This is a genomic window from Gammaproteobacteria bacterium (genome assembly GCA_032250735.1).
Classification (GTDB): Bacteria; Pseudomonadota; Gammaproteobacteria; order SZUA-152; family SZUA-152; genus SZUA-152.
Window position 1 is genome coordinate 22731 of record JAVVEP010000020.1, and the last position, 17810, is coordinate 40540.

Here is a 17810-nt window from a genome sequence, read left to right on the forward strand (position 1 = left end):
CGGAAATAATAGTAGTTGAGACCGCCGCAGGGTGCAAGGCTGAAAGTGCGTAATATATCGCATATACATAGCTTATTTTTATATTACGACCAATATTATCGCAGTAATAATGTGTCCGGATCGTATCGACCAAGCCAGTCATTGCGCGAGCATAGAGGAAAATGACCAACTTGTTATACTCGCCAGTTCATTGAATTTAATCCGTAAGACTCGGTCTTACTATGACGCGCCCCGTGCAAGCGTGAACCTGTGAAACCCGTGAACCCGTGAAAAAGGAAAAATAATATGCGACGCCTCACACCCTGCTCCCGCCTGCTTGCGACCACCTTTGTCTTCCTGCTGGCTGTCGGCTTTGCCGCCCAGGCCGCGACCAAGCCCGAGGGAAAGTTTTTTGGTGGAATGAATACCGAATACCCGAGCTGGTTTAAAGACAGCTTTCTCGATCTGCAGGAGGATGTCCGCGAGGCCACGGCGGCCGGCAAGCGGCTGGTGGTGTTTTTCCACCAGGATGGCTGCCCCTATTGCAACGCCCTGGTGGAGCGAAATTTCGCCCAGAAGGAGATCGCCGAAAAGGCGCAACAGAACTTCGATATCCTCGCCATCAACATGTGGGGCGACCGCCCGGTGACCCATGTCGACGGTACACAGCATACGGAAAAGACCCTGGCCGAGGCCCTAAAGGTGCAATTCACGCCGACTGTGCTGTTCTTTGATGAGCAGGGCAAGGTCGCCCTGCGGATCAATGGCTACCATGCCCCGCAACGCTTCAGCCTGGATCTGGATTACGCGGCAAAACACAACGACACGCAGCTCAGTTACCGGGAATTTATCAAGACGAATCTGCCGGCCACCCAGAGTAGCAAGACGCTGCACAGCGAAGGCTTTTTCAGCCCGGACAGCTTTGACTATTCGGCCAAGGTGAATAAGAACGGTCGCCCGTTCGCCGTGTTTTTCGAGCAGAAAGACTGCCCGAACTGCGATCGCCTACACACCAAGATTCTGCCGGATCCGGAGTTGCGGAGTGTCATCAAACAGTTCGACAACACACAGCTGGACATGTGGTCCACCACACCGATAGTCACCCCCGAGGGCGAGAAGATGACCGCCCGCGAGTGGGCCGGCAAGCTGGATATTAAATTCGCGCCCTCTATCGTGGTGTTCAACAGTGAAGGCAAAGAGGTGATTCGCTCCGAGGCCTTTTTCAAGGTGTTCCACACCCAGGGCATCTTTCATTACGTGCTCAGTGAGTCCTACAAAAAACAGCCGAGTTTCCAGCGTTACCTGGCCGACTATGCCGACCATTTCAGGGAACAGGGACGCGATGTGGATATCTGGCGCTTCGCCGATGAGAAGGTCGGTGAAGGCAAGGCGGCAGGGGCTGAGTAGCCGTCAGCCGGTATGACGGGGTTCCCCGGCCGCGGTGTGCGCCGGGGATCCTGCAGTAGAAGTGCCGTTAGTGTAATTACCCGTCGGCAGACCCCTGAGATCGAAGCCGTCCAGCGTGTCGATTTATCGTTTCATCACCGTGTCGTTTTACTGGGCCGCCAGGGTTGTAGCCTGGCGGATTTTCAGCGCCCGTTCCTGCGCCTGACGAAGCTCACGGGGTGACAGGGCCGTTTTAATGACATCGCGCTTTTGTGAGGCCACAGCGAAACCCTGCGCGGCGGCCGCGTCAAACCAGGCATAGGCCGCAACCAGATCCCGCTGCACGCCCTTGCCGGTTTCGTACAGCCAGCCCAGATTGTTTTGTGCCTGCACGTGCCCCTGTGCGGCGGCCTTCTGATACCAGTCCACCGCCTTGGCGTAGTCCTTCTTTATTCCCCGCCCCTGCTCGATCATCACCGCCAGATCATATTGCGCGGAACTCACCCCCTGCTCCGCCGCCCGCCGAAACCACCGCACGGCCTCGCGATAATTCTGCGGCACCCCGGTGCCGGCATCAAAGGATACCGCCAGATTATATTGTGCGTAGGGATTACCCTGCTCCGCTGCCTGACGGTAATAGGCAACGGATTTTCCCAGGTTCTTGGGCACACCCTTGCCGAGTTCGTACATCATGCCCATCAGGTTACTGGCATCAGGATTGCCCTGCTCCGCCAGGGGTATGGTCAGGTTATAGGCGGTCTTGAAATCACCGGCGTGATAGGCACTGAGCCCCCTTTCCAGCGGATCGGCCTCCTCCGCCTGCGCCTGACTCACCACCGCCAGGACCATTGCACACACTACCGCTGTCATCAAACGAAACACCATCAGACGTCCTCCCCCCCAGAGTTGAGCGCCTGATTGTAACGAGAAAGGCAAAAACTGCAAAATGTGGCCCCATCCGCCAGGGTGCCGATGCTGTCAGGGTCGCAATCAGGCTAAAATGCACCGATGAATCTGATAGATACCCATTGCCATATCGACCTGCCCGCCTTTGATGAGGATCGTGCAGCGGTGCTCAGGCACTGCCGGCAACTGGGCATCTCACACATTGTCGTCCCCGGGGTGGTGGCGCAAAACTGGGAAAGGCTGCAACAGCTGTGCGATGCAAACCCCATGCTGCACGCATGTTTCGGCCTGCACCCGGTGTTCCTGGCGCGACATACTGCCGGTGACATTGCTGCACTGGCGCAACGGATAGAACACCATCGGCCCATCGCCGTGGGTGAAATCGGCCTGGATTATGCGGTGGATGGGCTGGATCACGGCCTCCAGCAAGCCCTGTTTGATGACCAGCTGGCCATTGCCGCCGATGCCTCGCTACCGGTAGTGCTGCACGTGCGGAAATCGCATGATGCGGTGCTCGCGAGCCTGAAAAAGGCCCGCGTCAAAGGCGGCATCTGTCATGCGTTTAACGGCAGCCTGCAACAGGCTGATCGCTATATCGAGTTGGGTTTCAAGCTCGGCTTCGGTGGTATGCTCACCTATGAACGCTCACACAAACTGCAGCGCCTCGCCAGGCAGTTACCCATCGAGGCCATTGTGCTGGAAACGGATGCACCCGACATGACCGTCGCCAGCCATCATGGTGAGCGTAACAGCCCGGAGTACCTGCCCGAATGCCTGCAGGCACTGGCGGACGCCCGGGGTGAAGACATTCAGGTCCTGGCCGCACAGACCACGGCCAATGCAGAGGCGGTATTTGGTTTTGCACAATAACGAGCGAATGATCCCGGACAACAGTATGAGAGTTCATTTTTATGTCAGCAGATAAAGATTTTGCGGCACGTTTCGGCGGCATTCAGCGGCTCTATGGCGTTAAGGCGACCTCGATCATTCGCAACCTGCACGTGTGTATCGTCGGCCTCGGCGGCGTCGGTTCCTGGGCGGTCGAAACGCTGGCGCGTACCGGCGTTGGCCGGCTGACACTCATAGATTACGACACGGTGTCCAAAAGCAATATCAACCGCCAACTGGCGGCTCTAGACACGACCGATGGCGAAAAAAAATCCACGGTCTTGCAGCAGCGTGTGGCCGGGATCAATCCCTATTGTGAGTGCCGAATCATTGATGATTTTCTGACCGTAGAAAATCTGGATGAACTGATTTCGCTGGCTCAGGGATATGACTATGTGATCGACGCCATCGACAGCATCAAATTCAAGTCAGCCATGATTTACCACTGCCGGCGCAACAAAATACCCATTGTCACCACCGGCGGCGCCGGCGGCCTGACCGATCCCCTGGCGGTAAAGGTCAGTGACCTGTCGCGCACCTATAATGATCCCCTGGCGGCAAAGGTGCGTTCGCAGTTGCGCAATGAACACAACTTTCCACGCAATGCCAAACGCGGTTTCAGGGTGGAGTGCGTGTTTTCCAGCCAGCAACCCGTCTATCCAAAGGCGGATGGTTCGGTCAGCCACCAGAAGCCGGGGATCCACGGCATCTCCCTGGATTGCTCGATGGGATACGGCTCGGCAACGGCGGTTACGGCTACCTTTGGCAATGTGGCGGCCTCGCGGGTAATCAATAAAACGCTGCATAAACACATAAAGGACTAGGCTTTACAGCCGGCGTGCCAGACGGCGACAATAGCAGCATGTGGCATCGACTGCCTTGCTGATGTCATTCAGAACCATTTGAAGAAATAGCTTATCACCAGGGAGTCACCTAACGTGGAACTCAGCCCACAAGAATTTCTTGATTCAGAGAACAAACGCGTTACCTTGCTGGGAATGTCGGGGGTGGGAAAGACACGTCTCGCCTCTATTCTCCGCGGACAGGGCTGGTTCCATTATTCGGGTGATTACCGTATCGGCACCCGTTATCTGGATGAGCCCATTCTGGATAACATCAAGATGCAGGCCATGCAGGTGCCCTTTTTGCGTGACCTGCTGCGTTCGGATTCCATTTATATCTGCAACAACATCACCGTCGATCACCTCAAACCCGTGGCGACGTTCATGGGAAAACTGGGCGACCCCAGTCAGGACGGGCTGGATTTGCGCGAATTCAAACGCCGCCAGACGCTGCACCACGCCGCAGAAATCGCTGCCATGAACGATGTCCCGGATTTCATCCATAAGGCGCAGGCAATTTATGGTTACAAACACTTTATCAATGATGCCGGCGGCAGCGCCTGTGAACTTGATGACCCCACTGTAATGAAAAAACTGGCGCGGCATACGGTGATCCTCTACATCCAGGCCAGCAAACAGGATGAAGAAAAGCTAATTCAGCGGGCAGAGAAGGCGCCGAAGCCATTGTATTACCGCGAGTCCTTTCTGGACGAAATGCTGGAGATTTACCTGCACGAAAACAGGCTGGAGTATGTTTCCCTGATCAATCCGGATGATTTTGTACGCTGGGTCTTTCCGCGGCTGTTCCACTCCAGGATTCCCCGCTACCAGGCGATTGCGGACCAGTACGGTTACACCATCACCACGGAAGAACTGGCCGGGGTCACGACAGAGGAAGACTTTGTACAGCTGGTGGCCAAGGCCATCGAGCGGAAGACATAACACCGACTACTTGTACTGGCGCTGGTGCCAGCGCCAGTACAAACCACGTTGATAGCAGGCATGGCATTACCAACCATGTCAGTACCAACCAAAGCACAACAGGGTTCCATAACCACACTATGCCATTAGTCGCCAACTCATCATTGCCCACCTTTGATCGCCTTCGCGCCGAAGGCGAAACGGTGCTGGACTCAGCCCGTGCCCAGAAGCAGGATATCCGGGAAATTCATATTGGCCTGTTAAATATGATGCCCGATGCCGCGCTTGAGGCAACCGAGCGTCAGTTTTATCGCCTGGTGAATGAAAGCAACCAGATTGCACAGTTTCATATGCACCCCTTTAGTCTGCCGCAACTGGTGCGGGGCGAAAAGGCGATCGAACACATCAACAGACATTATGAAACCTTCGAGTCGATTCGGCAGGAGGGTCTTGATGCGCTGATTATTACCGGCGCCAATGTCACCCACCCCAATCTGGCCGATGAGGATTTCTGGCAGCCACTGATTGAGGTCATTGAATGGGGCTATAACAACGTCGCATCCATTTTATGTTCGTGTCTGGCGACGCATGCGGTCATGGAATTCCGCTACCGGCAAAAACGCACGCGACTGGCGCATAAGTGCTGGGGGGTGTTTTCCCATGTGGTTGTGGACCGCCATCATCCGCTGGTCAATGGGATCAATACCCGGTTCGATGTCCCCCATTCACGCTTTAATGAAATCTCACGCCGCCAGTTTGATGAGTCAGGCTTGCGCGTGCTGGTCGAGAGCAAGGAGATCGGCGTGCACCTGGCGGTAAGTGAAGACCTTTTCCGGATTGTCTTTTTTCAGGGCCATCCGGAATACGACATCAATAGTCTGTTGAAGGAATATAAACGCGAGGTACTGCGTTTTATCGGCCAGCAGCGGGATGATTACCCGCCTTTTCCCGACAATTATTTTTCGCTGCAGGTACAGGCCATCCTCAATGAGTACCGGCAGAAAGTCCTGACGGCAATCGCCAAGCAGCTCAGCCTGCCGGAGTTCCCGGAGAAGCTGATCCGTGGCCTATTGCATAACACCTGGCACGACTCCGGCGAGGCGGTTATCAACAACTGGATCGGTCGCGTTTATCAAACCACCAACAATGACCGCAAGAAACACTTCATGGACGGTGTCGACCCCAACGACCCGCTCGGTATACGTTAACCCGCAGTCTTTCCGATGAGGATCGTGTATGAAATCCGGTGAAAAATTCGCGCTACGTCTAGTGATCATCGCCTTCCTCGCGATCGCGGGATTCACTGTCTACCTTGAACTGGATTACCGGAAAAATTCACCACTGGCGAAACCCGCGCCGGTCGTGGAAGAGAACAGGTTTGCCGAAAACAGGGCAGACGAGGCTGCCGTGCCAAAAGGGATTATTCCAACCGGAATGAACCCGGATGATTTGCCGGAGCCCGATAGTCGCGGCGCCACCGTATTGACCCTGTACTGTGCCCAATGTCATGAACTGCCGACGCCGGCAATGCATAGCGCTGCGGAGTGGCCGGCCATTCTGACCAGAATGCAGTCACATCTACTGGCGTCGAAAAAGGGGATGTTGGGCCGCATTATTCAGCCGCCCGAAAGGGACTGGCTGATTCTGGGTGACTATCTGGTGACGAACGGGCAGCGTTCCCTGGACCCCCTGCAATACACCGATCTCAGTACGGCATCGGGCCAGGCATTTGTGTCGACCTGCTCCCAATGCCATGCGGCGCCGGCACCGGAATCACATACCAAAACCGAGTGGCCCCGCGTCGTACTGCGAATGAAGTCAAACATGCTGGCGGCAAATATACCGACGCCGGAACAGGACACCCTGCTTACCATCATTGATTATCTGCAACAGCACAGCACCGGCCTCAACCGAGCCGGTCCGAGTGATGCCGGCCAAAGTCACTAATGCCTTTGTCTGCCGTACTTTCGCATCGCCTACTGCATCATTGTCTTCAGCTTCTCTTTGTCCTGCTCGGTAGGACGGTGATCGAGGTTGACGATAATCGCGGCGATCTCGCGTTCCTGCGGTGTCGACGCCTTGCTGTCGATCAGTTTTTTCAGCAAGGGGATATCCTGCGGCGAGGCCTGATGCTCAAGGTTCATCATCGCCCTTGCGATCACGCGTTCGTTTTCCGTGGTGCTCGACGCGCTGATAATCGTCTGCAACTCCTGTTTACCCTGCGGGCTGGGATAGTGTTTTAGACGATGCATGATCTCCGCCATCTGGGCGATGGCGGATTTGCCGTGACCTTCCGCCGCAAAGCACCAGCCACCCAGTAAAAGGCTGGCGGCGAGTCCCATAATCGTAATAATCCTCATCATCTTCATGTCAGTCTCCTTTGACAGCGGCCGGTTTAACCGGCCTTGAGCTTGCTCTGAATCGCGGCAACGACCGCATCACTCGACACCGCATCCACATTCACCAACAGCCCTTCTTTCTCATAAAAATCGGTCAATGGCGCGGTCTTTTCATTATAGGTTGCCAGACGATGGCTGATCGCCTCTTCCGTCTCATCTTCGCGCTGCACGACCTTGCTGCCACACTTGTCACAAATCCCCTCCACCTTGGGTGGCTGACTTTTGACATTGTAGATCGCCTGACAGGCCGGATTTTCACAGGTGCGACGTGTGGTCAGTCGATCAAGGATCACGTCGCGAGGCACTTGCAGATTGACCGCCATATCCAGGCTGACGCCGATCTCGGTGAGCAGGGTTTTCAACGCCTCGGCCTGGGGAATGGTGCGCGGAAAACCATCCAGCAAAAAGCCCTTTTGACAATCGGGCTCCTGAAGGCGATCGCGCATAATGCCCATGATCAATTCGTCGGGCACCAGATCTCCCGCCTTCATGAAGGCATTGGCCTTTTGGCCCAGTTCGGTGCCGGCCTGTACCGCGCCGCGCAAAATGTCACCGGTGGAAATCTGCACCGAGCCGTCCAGCGCCGTGAGCATCTTTGCAACCGTTCCCTTTCCTGCACCTGGGGCACCTAACAAAATAATTTTCATAGAATCTTTCCTCTCCCGTGCGCCAAGGCGCTATTTAGTGTGAGTACTGCTTTATATTTTTTACTTAAAACGCATCGATTGTGCCTATCGTGACACCACGGCGCAATCTATTAGGATAGCTTAGAGGTATAGAGAATTATTTAATGAGATAGAACACCGTCCTGTTGGTGAGTTCGGTTCGTGTCTTAATGTGGGTATAAACAGGCGGCCCTTAAATACCAAAAAGATCACCCCAATCCCACGGGCCGCAATCGCAAACCCGGCATCGATACAGAGGGGGAAATATGTTCTCCACCACCGCCCCCCTCTCACACCATCGCGCCGATGGATCATCGTGAATAAGATACAGACCCGGTTCCGGCAGAAGCCCGACGATGGGTTTTAAATTAATATCCATATTGTTATTGTTGATATATCCTGTGCGGCGGAAATCCGCTGGCATCAGCCGGTTTTCCCGGCGACCAAATCTGCCGCGGATAAAATATAGGTTTTGTATCGCAAATTTACAGTTGTCTTGGGGTCATGTTTGCCACCCAACTGCCGATAATGAGGGGTGCGTCTAGTGAAATCCCCTAGCTATGCGGCAAGTCTCTTGGAGAGACATAAACCGACGGCCGGCCAGATATGCGGGGAGCATCATGTCACGTGAGTGATTAATGACAGGGAGTATCACATGGATCGAGACAGGGGCCTGCCAGGACACAGGAAACCGGCATGAAGGGTGTTATCGAGACGAATCTGGGGGATTTTCCGGCAGGCCCCGCACCGATCAACAACCGGGTCTACGTGCTGGGCTGCGACGAGTCGCTGGGCGACACCCTGGCGATTCCGCTGGGGGCAGAAAATTTTCAGATCACCCTTTTCAGCGACCTCAGCGCCATCGAGACGCACAGCCGAAATGGCGCGCCCGCGGCCATTCTGGTGGACATGGATAATCCGCTCACCGGTGACTCGAACCTTGAGGCCATCACCCACCTCAGACAGAGCCTGCAGCCCTGCCCCTCCATTATCTGCCTCTCGACCGCCACCGGCATCGAGCATCGTCTGGCCGCCGCCCGCGCAGGCAGCGCGCGATATTTTTCCAAACCCCTCGATCTGGGCAAGCTGAGTCGCACCCTGCACAGCCTGTGTTCCACGGCGGCGCACGGCCCCTACCGGGTGATGCTGATCGATGATGATGAAAACCTGCTGGCCCTGTTTGCCGCCCCCTTGCGGCGTGCCGGCATCACCGTGGAGACCGTCAGTGACCCGCATCAGGGGCTGGAGGCGCTGGCCGCCTTCGTGCCCGACCTGCTACTGCTGGACGTCAACATGCCGGGCATCTCCGGTGCGGAACTGGCCATGGTCATTCGGCAGGACGACAGTTTCGCCCAGCTGCCCATCCTCTATCTCTCGATGCTCGACGCCCCGGAGCAGCAGGAGTCGGCCATGGAGCTGGCGGGCGATGAATTTATCAGCAAGCAGATCGATCCGCAGCGCCTGGTTTTGCGGGTCAAGGAACGGATCAAAAGTGCGCGTGAGACCAAGCGCATCAACCAGGGCCTGCGGGACGCCCTGCACAACAGCGAGCTACGCCGCTTCGCACTGGATAATCACGCCATCGTCAGCGCGACGGACGTTAACGGCACTATCACCTACGTCAATGACACCTTTTGCCAGATCAGTGGCTACCGCCGTGATGAGCTGCTGGGCAACAACCACCGACTGCTCAAGTCCGGTCAACACCCCGACGGATTCTATACTGACATGTGGGTCACCCTCACCCAGGGCAAGACCTGGCAGGGCACCATCTGTAACCGCCGCAAGGACGGCAGCGACTACTGGGTGGACTCCACCATCGTGCCCTTTCTCGACAAGGATGGACTGCCGTACCAGTACATATCGGTACGCACGGACATTACCGCCCTGCAGGCCAGTGAAGACCGCCTGCACCGCAGTCAGGTGTTTGCCAACATTGGCACCTGGGACTGGAACATCCAGACGGGTGACCTGTACTGGTCGGAGCGCATCGGCCCCCTGTTCGGCTATCACCAGCCCCTCCCCGCGACAAGCTATGATCACTTCCTCGATGCCATCCATCCCGAAGATCGCCAGCGGGTCATCGATGCCATCAACCGCTGCGTGGAACAGGGTGCCGAATACAACATCGAACACCGCGTACGCTGGCTGGATGGCACGGTGCGCTGGGTGGTGGAACGTGGCAACGTGGTGCGAAACGAGCATGGCACACCGCTGCGCATGCTGGGAGTGGTGCAGGACATCAGCCAGCGCAAACAGGTGGAGGCGGAACTGCTCAAACACAAAACCGCCATGGACAGTTCACTGGAAGGGATTGCAATCCTTGATCCCGGTGGCAACTACCGTTACCTGAATCCTGCACTGATTCATATTTATGGTTATGAGACGGCCGATGAACTGATTGGCCGGCCCTGGACCGCGCATTACAGCGCCGAGGAACTACTGCGCTTCGAAGAAGAGGTTATGCCAAAGCTGGAGTGCTTGCAGCAATGGAGCGGTGAGGCAACCGGGTTACGAAAAGATGGCGGTCATTTCCCTCAGCTGTTGTCGCTTTCCTACCTGGGTGATCGAGACCTGCTGTGCATTGTTCACGACATCAGCATCCGCAAACAGACCGAGCGCGAGTTGATCGCCACCATGGAGGCGGCGGAACAGGCCAACCAGGCCAAATCACAATTTCTTTCCAACATGAGCCATGAACTGCGCACCCCCATGAACGCGATTATCGGTTTTGGCCAATTACTGAGACTGGAACCGCTCAACCAGATACAGCACGACAATGTCGGAGAAATCCTCAGCGCCGGCAATCATCTGCTGGATCTTATCAACGAGGTACTGGACCTGTCCCGTGTGGAGGCCGGCCGCCTCGATCTTGTGATCGAGGACGTCATGCTGGCCGATGTGATGATGGAATGCATCGGCCTCATCGCCCCCCTGGCAGAACAGCGCCACATCGACATTATCACCACCCATAAAGGTAGAGAGATTGGCTTGCGACAACAGCAGCAACTGGGCGCGGTTGTGCATACGGATCGCACCCGCCTCAAACAAGCCCTGATCAACCTGCTGAGCAATGCCGTGAAATACAACCACGAGAATGGCCAGGTGACCGTGGACTGCCAAAGCATGAATGAGGGCTTTCTGCGCATCAGCATCAGCGATACGGGGGCGGGTATCAGCCTCGAAAAACAGACGCAGTTATTCCAGCCCTTCAACCGACTGGGCGCGGAAAATACCGAAACGGAAGGCACGGGCATCGGTCTGGTCTATACCAAAAAGATTATCGAGCTGATGAAGGGCCATGTGGGCGTGCAGAGCACCCTCGGCGAAGGCAGTACCTTCTGGATCGAGCTGCCCGGCTGCTATAGCGCATCCACCACAGCGGGTAGCGAAAAGTCGGAAAATACCCAAACGGCTGTCACCGGTAACGCAGACCAGGGGCAATACACCGTCCTGTATGTGGAGGACAATCCGGCGAATATGCGGCTCATGGAACAGCTGCTCAAACGCCGTTCCAACATCCGGTTACTAAAGGCGACTGATGCCCGCGCGGGTCTGGACATGGCGGCAAAGCAGCGGCCGGACCTGATCATGCTGGATATCAATCTGCCGGAAATGAGCGGCTACGATATGTTGCATATCTTGCAACAGGATCACGCCACACAGGGAATTCCTGTGCTCGCCATCAGCGCCAACGCGATGCCGGAAGACGAGCAACAGGCCCTGGATGCGGGCTTTCGCCAGTACATCACCAAGCCGATCAAACTCCAGCAAGTGCTCGACAGTCTTGACGAGACCTTGATCACCCGCAGCGGCTGAATCATCGACGGGGAGACTGCCCGGACAGAGGCTTGCACAAACCGACGTTGCCGCAATGAAACCTGCTGACACAGGCGCCGACACCTCGTGTAGCGACCCTCCCCCAGCGCGATTTTCCTGCCGCCATCGCGGACTCCCCCTAATCACCACCCAAGCGCCCCGAACCCGGCGGTCTCGCCAACATTCTGATCATCTATACTGATACCAGTGGCCGGGAAAAAACCGGCGCTGGCTTTTGCCTGCTGTTCTCGACGAGGGTCAAAACCGTCTATTTCAACACTAAATTTATACGTCTAATTGAGACAGACAATTCAGCTGACAATTCAGCAGACAATTTCCACAACCACAGGCATGGCTCCATGGAGGTGAATTGCTTGGTGAAGAACGTCGAACGGATCATTGGGGTAGTGATGCTCTTTGTCAGCGGCTCGGGCTATGGCGCCGCACTGGGGCAACCGCAACGCACCTCCATGCTTGGCTATGCTATTGGCACCGCCCTGATTAGCGTCGACGATCCGGCCGGTGATACGGACACGCGCTGGGCCCTGCACCCCCTTACGCTGATCTATACCGCCCGCCTGTGGAGCAACGGGATACGGTATTGGTCAGAACTCTACTATTACCAGACCACACTCGATGCAGGCCCGACTAAAATTGGTCAGGATGTGGCGCGTTATGGCATGCGCCTATCCCTGCAGAAAAGCCTGCCGGTCGCACCGGGGGTAACTGCCTGGATCGGCGCCGGGTTCGACCTTTCCCACGCAAGATATTCCACGCGCCACACCGTGGATGACGAGGGCTACCTGATACGGGCCTACCCGGATCGGGACGAGACCGGACTGGCGGGCATCCTCAATATGAGCAGCGAATGGGCCGTGACACGCGACTGGATGATAGGCGCGAAATTCGAGCACTCTGTGCCGATCGATGGCCAGATCACCGAATCCCTGTTCGCCATGACCCTGCTCTATCGTTATTAATCAGACCTGAATCCGTGGTTAAGCCACGGATTCAGGTCAAACACCAGTCCATGGATGGCAAACGGGACAGAGTGCAAAGGATGACACGATGACCACCGACAAGCATGTGTATCTGTTATTCACCCTACTCCTCTTATCGGGATGCTTATCGGGCTGCGCCCCCGGCGACTCCACCGAACTCCCGGCGGAGCGCCCCCATGGCAGTATCAGTGGTTACGCGGTCAACGGCCTGATCGGCGGGGCGCAGGTCAGCGTCTATGGCTTCAGCAATGGTGTGCGCGGCAGCAGGCTCGGCGGCACCACGACCGATGCATCGGGCGCCTACAGCGTTGACGTCCAGGGCCGCAGCCAGCCTGTTCTCATCGAAGTCAGCGGCGGCAGCTATGTCGAAGAGGCCAGCGGCGCCACGGTTTCCCTGCAGGATGGGCAGCGACTACGCGCCATCGGCCGCTACACCTCGGGCCAGGCGCAGGACCTCATGGTCACCCCCCTCACCCATATGGCGACCGCCCTGGCGGAGTACCGCATCCAGCAGGGCACGCCGGCCGAGACGGCGATAGACGAAGCCAGCGCAACCGTGAATCGTTTCTTTGCGATTAATGCAGGACTCACCCGGCCGATCGACATTTCCGCTGACCACACTGGCAACAACAACCCGGCCACCGGGCCTGACGATGATCTGCTGTACGGCTTCTATCTCGCCGGCCTGTCGCACTGGAGCCTGTGGGCGAGCAGGGAAAATCAGGAAGGCCAACCCCACGCCACCTATAACTCCATCGCGCTGAGCCAGATTATCTATAACGATCTCCACGCCGATGGCCTGCTCAATGGCATCGGCTATAACCAGGCGGGCACCGCACTGGAGCGGCTGGGGTTTGGCATCGTGCCACTCAATGAAGATGCCTATCGACTGGCCTTTTCCCTGCACATGCTGGCCGTCGCCAATTGTGAGGAAAACCGCACCGCCGTCAGCGTCACCGAGCTGTTGAACGCGGCACAACAGATCGCCGCGCAGACCACACTGCTGACCGGCGCAACCGATCCCCTCGACATTGATAACCAGGTGCCAACCCTCAACATCGTCAGGCCCACGGGCGACTATCACAGTGGTGACTATGCCTTCCAGATTAACGTCGGCGCCGCGCTGGTGACCAACCGGATCAGGATGTCTATACGCACTGGCACGCAGATCGAGGAGGAGCGTGATATTCCGATTACCAATCCGTGCAGCGTGCCCGTCAGCATAGACACCAGAAACTATAACGATGGCGAACATCAGATTAACCTCAGCGCCATCGACGCCCTGGGCAATAACGCCACGACCAGCTTCGCGGTGCAGTTCGACAACACCGCACCGGTGGTGAATGTCAGCTCACCAGCGGCCAGCAATCAGCCCATTAGCCGGATAAGCGGCACCTACAGTGATAATATCGCCGGGGTGCAGGCGATTTTTGCCCGCGAGATAGCGGCTACCCTGCTGGACGATGGTACCTGGTATGCGGACATCGGCATCGACCCGGGCGAAAATGTCATCCCCCTCCGGGTTATCGATCAGGCCGGCAATCAGAACGATGCACTACAGACCGTGTTGTATCTGGACCAGACCCTGCCGCTGATCGACAGCAGCGGCACACACAGTCAGGCCCGTTTTTCCAATGGCGACGGGAATTACACCGAACTCAGCCTGCAAGACAGCAACGCTGACGCCCCGCTGTACTTTGAGACCGATCGGCTGGAAATGGGCGGCGTGCTAATCAATCGTCAGGACCTGGACAACAACGACATAGCCTATTTTGGTTTTGGCGTGAGCGACCAGATGACGCCCACGGTCGCGACCGACCCGCAGGACATCAGTGTGCGCGTGCAGTATCAACGCAACGATCGGGTGCTAAACCCCTGGCGCCCGCTGACGCCGGTGAATGGCGAATACCTCGTGCCGCTGGCCTCGGAAACGCTGGCGGCAGACTGGCATCAGGCCAGCGCCCTGGACGAACACCGGATCGAGATTGAGGTCACCGATCTCGCCGGCAACCAGACACGGCACCACTTCACTTTTCGTGCGGATTTCTATGTGCCGGCAACGAGCATGGACAACACAATGATCAGCGATCTGGGCACGGATCTATTCTCCACCACCGACTTCGCCCAACGCATCAACCTCAACAATATGCCCTTCGCCAGCACCGCCTACCAATTTACCAATACCACAGGACATGCCTTCTATATCAGTGTTGCCGACACTGCGGTGCACACCACCACCCAGACGGTCGACCAACTGGTGAGGGAACATCGGGTCCAGCTCAAGACCACCACCGAGTGGCGGCTGGGGTTGATGCGCGTGACGGACCAGTGCCCCGATTTTGATGTCAACAGTGACCACTGGGAATACCCTGACAGCGTCTATAACTGGACCGGCAGCAACTGGGAAAAGGAGCGGGTTCCCGCTCCGAGCACTGCAAGCCCGGAGTCGATTGCCAGCGATACCCTGCCGGACGCTTCCGCCCCCTCCGACTGGACTGACATCCCCGACTTCGATCAGCAGTTCAAGGTCACCACCATCGATAATTCGCCATTGTTCATTTTGACCTTTGGCTACGACTATATCCTGAGATCATCGTTCAACCCTCGAGCAGGAAACGTCTTCACCTGGATGTATCAGGACCTGATTACCGGCACGCCGACCACCTGTCCCTCTCGGCGTTACTTTCAGCAGCGCGAAACCCATCGCTACGAATCGCTGGCGGGCTATCCGGTATCGGTGTTATCCAGCGTCACACTCCCCAACACGCCCGACTTCATCACCACCCGCTACACCGTGTTAGATGAAGATACCGGTCTGGAGATCACTCCCGGCAGCGGCTGGTACCGGATCCCCACCGGCCACGCCATCACCGTGCATAAATGGGTCACCACGCCTGACCTCATGCTGCACGATGATGACGTCTCGGATGTGGCCAACTACACCAGTTACACACCCAGCCTGTCCGACACCAGGATCGACTGGTCGGTGGATCGCGGCCTTGAGTTCGCCATTGTGCATGACGCCGGTGAAGGGAATATTCCGCTGATGCCGGTCAGAAATATCGGCGTCGGTCAGGGGGTGATGGATTACGCCATCACGCGATAGGCTGTGTGCATGAGCAATGCCGGAACAATCGTCTATCGACCGCCGCCACCGCCACCGCCACCAGCAGAACCCTTGCCACCGGGTTGCATAAAGCCACCATTTTTCGGCGGTTCGTCTGGCAGCGACTTGCCCGCAGCCTTGGCGCGTTCCTGCATCCGCTTGTGGTGTTCATTGCGAATCTTTTCGCGTTCCTCTGCGGATTGAGCGCTACGCAGGCGCTCCCGGTGCTCGATCCTCTCCTGCTGGGTCATGAGCTGACTGCCGTAGATGGGCTCTTCATCGGCGGAGTATGCAGGGATGGCGGTGAGAAACAGTGCCGCCGCCAGGGCGGCTGTGATGAATCGTTTATTTTCCATGGACAGATCCTCATTATGTTACTAATCGATAATCCAATCGTCACGAGTTGTTGCGCATTGTCGCACGTGTGCAGGCAGATCCCGCCTGCATCAATCCAACCGATACCATTTCAGTATAGTTATCGATTTAGTCAATTTGGTGGGGATGAGTAATTTTACCTACCTCGGGATATCAGCCGATTGCATAGGCAATTTTCTTATCCCTTCGACTTCGCAGGTTAGATTTTTTTCAGAATCCTTGCTTACGCTTTAAACGTCTATACTTACGGCGTAATTGGGACCATTACCGATTTACTTTTTCAATACAATCCACAGGAGTGACACCATGAACAGGAAGATCAGTATTATTTTATTACTTTTGGCTATCCCCTTCTTCGCATACGCCGACATGCACAACAGAGATGCCGGCGCATCCGGTGGTCAGATGGGGACTTCGCAAGCCACGCATATGATGAGCCGCGACATGATGCATAACATGTCTCGGATTATGCAGCAGATGAACACAATGACACGGGACATGAACCGTATCATGGATCAGACCGAGAACATGGATCAGACCCGGACCCGGGAAATGTCACAGGTGATGGAACAGCTTTCGCAGGCCATGCACAACATGGCGCAACACATGGAACAGGGTAAGGTGGAGGAAAGCATGGTGCAGGAGATGGAACTCCATATGAACAGGATCAGCAACATGATCCGCAACATGGAACAGAAAAACCAGTAATAAGTGATACTGTTGCTGACGTGCCTTGTGACGAATAGCCTGACATGAACAGAACATATTCTGCGTATGCGGCCCTTATCGCGGCAGTGGTATTCTGCGGCGCCACACCCGTCACGGTGGCCACGACAGAACGCTATCTGGAGTTTAGTGCCGGCAAGAGTCGCGGCGAATTCGACACCAACGAAGTCGCCGATATGTATCGTCTGCAACTTGCCTATGGCCAGGTATCGGGTCGTTATGATCACAGCATAACGGCCTCATACCTGTTTCTCAGTGACGAGTTCGGGGATGATTCGGCATTGGGTGATGTTGTGTTGCGTGGTGGCATCATGTTCGACAAAAATAACGCCGCTAAAGACAGCCTTTACGTCTCACTTGCACTAAAACTGCCAACCGGCGATGAATCCAAAGGACTCAGCACGGGTGAAGCCGATCTGGGTGGTTTTCTGAATTATACGCAGCATTATAAGGTCATGAATCTCACCTTGATGGGGGGTTATATTGTCACGGGCGATTCCCGCACAAGGTCCTATGACGACATCCTCGTATATGGGATCAGTTTATCCCGACAGTTTGATAACTGGTATGTCTATGGCGGACTGGAGGGCCGACAGCAGATGCTCGATACCAGCGACGATCCCCTGGAGTTGAATGGTGGTCTTCTTTATCAGATACAACGCAGCCGGTTCCTCACGCTGGAAGGCATAGCAGGCCTGAATGAATCCAGCCTCGACTATGGGATCAGTGTCGGCATCGTGAACTGGTTCTAGCGCTCACGTCATTCAGCATGCGTGGGAACCGACAGATATTTAATA

General features: G+C 56.2%; 15 protein-coding genes. 11 read left to right on the top strand and 4 right to left on the bottom strand.

Translation table 11 applies throughout. The features are described 5' to 3' along the window. Window positions 1-285: 285 nt before the first annotated feature. Window positions 286-1386, top strand: coding sequence for a thioredoxin fold domain-containing protein (locus RRB22_11520; protein MDT8385034.1), 1101 nt, complete (start codon window positions 286-288; stop codon window positions 1384-1386). Window positions 1387-1533: 147 nt separating this feature from the next. Here RRB22_11520 and RRB22_11525 read toward each other — a convergent pair whose 3' ends face one another. Beyond that, window positions 1534-2250 carry a tetratricopeptide repeat protein gene (locus RRB22_11525; GenBank protein ID MDT8385035.1) on the bottom strand — a complete coding sequence of 239 codons (717 nt, stop codon included), beginning with the start codon at window positions 2248-2250 and terminating at the stop codon, window positions 1534-1536. A gap of 123 nt (window positions 2251-2373) precedes the next feature. Here RRB22_11525 and RRB22_11530 point away from each other — a divergent pair, with 123 nt between their 5' ends. The 5 genes from RRB22_11530 (at window position 2374) to RRB22_11550 (ending at window position 6869) form a co-directional block, all read left to right on the top strand. Beyond that, complete coding sequence (locus tag RRB22_11530) at window positions 2374-3141, top strand: TatD family hydrolase (protein ID MDT8385036.1); 768 nt, start codon at window positions 2374-2376, stop codon at window positions 3139-3141. A gap of 41 nt (window positions 3142-3182) precedes the next feature. After that, a complete protein-coding gene (gene tcdA / locus RRB22_11535) occupies window positions 3183-3983 on the top strand; it encodes a tRNA cyclic N6-threonylcarbamoyladenosine(37) synthase TcdA (protein ID MDT8385037.1) in 801 nt (266 codons plus the stop codon). 114 nt (window positions 3984-4097) lie between these two features. Further along, window positions 4098-4943, top strand: coding sequence for an ATPase (locus RRB22_11540; GenBank protein ID MDT8385038.1), 846 nt, complete (start codon window positions 4098-4100; stop codon window positions 4941-4943). 119 nt (window positions 4944-5062) lie between these two features. Then, window positions 5063-6130, top strand: a complete 1068-nt coding sequence (locus tag RRB22_11545) for a homoserine O-succinyltransferase (GenBank protein MDT8385039.1) — start codon at window positions 5063-5065, stop codon at window positions 6128-6130. Between the two features lie 28 nt (window positions 6131-6158). After that, window positions 6159-6869 carry a hypothetical protein gene (locus RRB22_11550; protein ID MDT8385040.1) on the top strand — a complete coding sequence of 237 codons (711 nt, stop codon included), beginning with the start codon at window positions 6159-6161 and terminating at the stop codon, window positions 6867-6869. A 29-nt stretch (window positions 6870-6898) separates the two neighbouring features. Here RRB22_11550 and RRB22_11555 read toward each other — a convergent pair whose 3' ends face one another. Both RRB22_11555 and RRB22_11560 read right to left on the bottom strand, forming a co-directional pair. Next, entirely contained in the window at window positions 6899-7291 is a 393-nt protein-coding gene (locus tag RRB22_11555) for a hypothetical protein (GenBank protein ID MDT8385041.1), read from the bottom strand. Window positions 7292-7317: 26 nt separating this feature from the next. Continuing rightward, complete coding sequence (locus RRB22_11560) at window positions 7318-7968, bottom strand: adenylate kinase (protein MDT8385042.1); 651 nt, start codon at window positions 7966-7968, stop codon at window positions 7318-7320. Window positions 7969-8682: 714 nt separating this feature from the next. Between RRB22_11560 and RRB22_11565 the strand changes: the two genes are divergently transcribed. The 3 genes from RRB22_11565 to RRB22_11575 all read left to right on the top strand — a co-directional run bounded on the left by RRB22_11565 (window position 8683) and on the right by RRB22_11575 (window position 15912). Beyond that, window positions 8683-11805, top strand: coding sequence for a response regulator (locus tag RRB22_11565; GenBank protein ID MDT8385043.1), 3123 nt, complete (start codon window positions 8683-8685; stop codon window positions 11803-11805). A gap of 377 nt (window positions 11806-12182) precedes the next feature. Next, the gene (locus tag RRB22_11570) at window positions 12183-12785 is read left to right on the top strand and encodes a hypothetical protein (protein ID MDT8385044.1); all 603 of its coding nucleotides are present in this window, start codon (window positions 12183-12185) and stop codon (window positions 12783-12785) included. A gap of 88 nt (window positions 12786-12873) precedes the next feature. Beyond that, complete coding sequence (locus RRB22_11575) at window positions 12874-15912, top strand: hypothetical protein (protein ID MDT8385045.1); 3039 nt, start codon at window positions 12874-12876, stop codon at window positions 15910-15912. A 32-nt stretch (window positions 15913-15944) separates the two neighbouring features. On the opposite strand, the gene RRB22_11580 is transcribed toward RRB22_11575, so the two are convergent. After that, window positions 15945-16268 carry a hypothetical protein gene (locus RRB22_11580; protein ID MDT8385046.1) on the bottom strand — a complete coding sequence of 108 codons (324 nt, stop codon included), beginning with the start codon at window positions 16266-16268 and terminating at the stop codon, window positions 15945-15947. A 325-nt stretch (window positions 16269-16593) separates the two neighbouring features. Here RRB22_11580 and RRB22_11585 point away from each other — a divergent pair, with 325 nt between their 5' ends. Both RRB22_11585 and RRB22_11590 read left to right on the top strand, forming a co-directional pair. Next, a complete protein-coding gene (locus tag RRB22_11585; GenBank protein ID MDT8385047.1) occupies window positions 16594-16995 on the top strand; it encodes a hypothetical protein in 402 nt (133 codons plus the stop codon). Window positions 16996-17039: 44 nt separating this feature from the next. Continuing rightward, window positions 17040-17765, top strand: coding sequence for a transporter (locus tag RRB22_11590; GenBank protein ID MDT8385048.1), 726 nt, complete (start codon window positions 17040-17042; stop codon window positions 17763-17765). Window positions 17766-17810 lie beyond the last annotated feature (45 nt).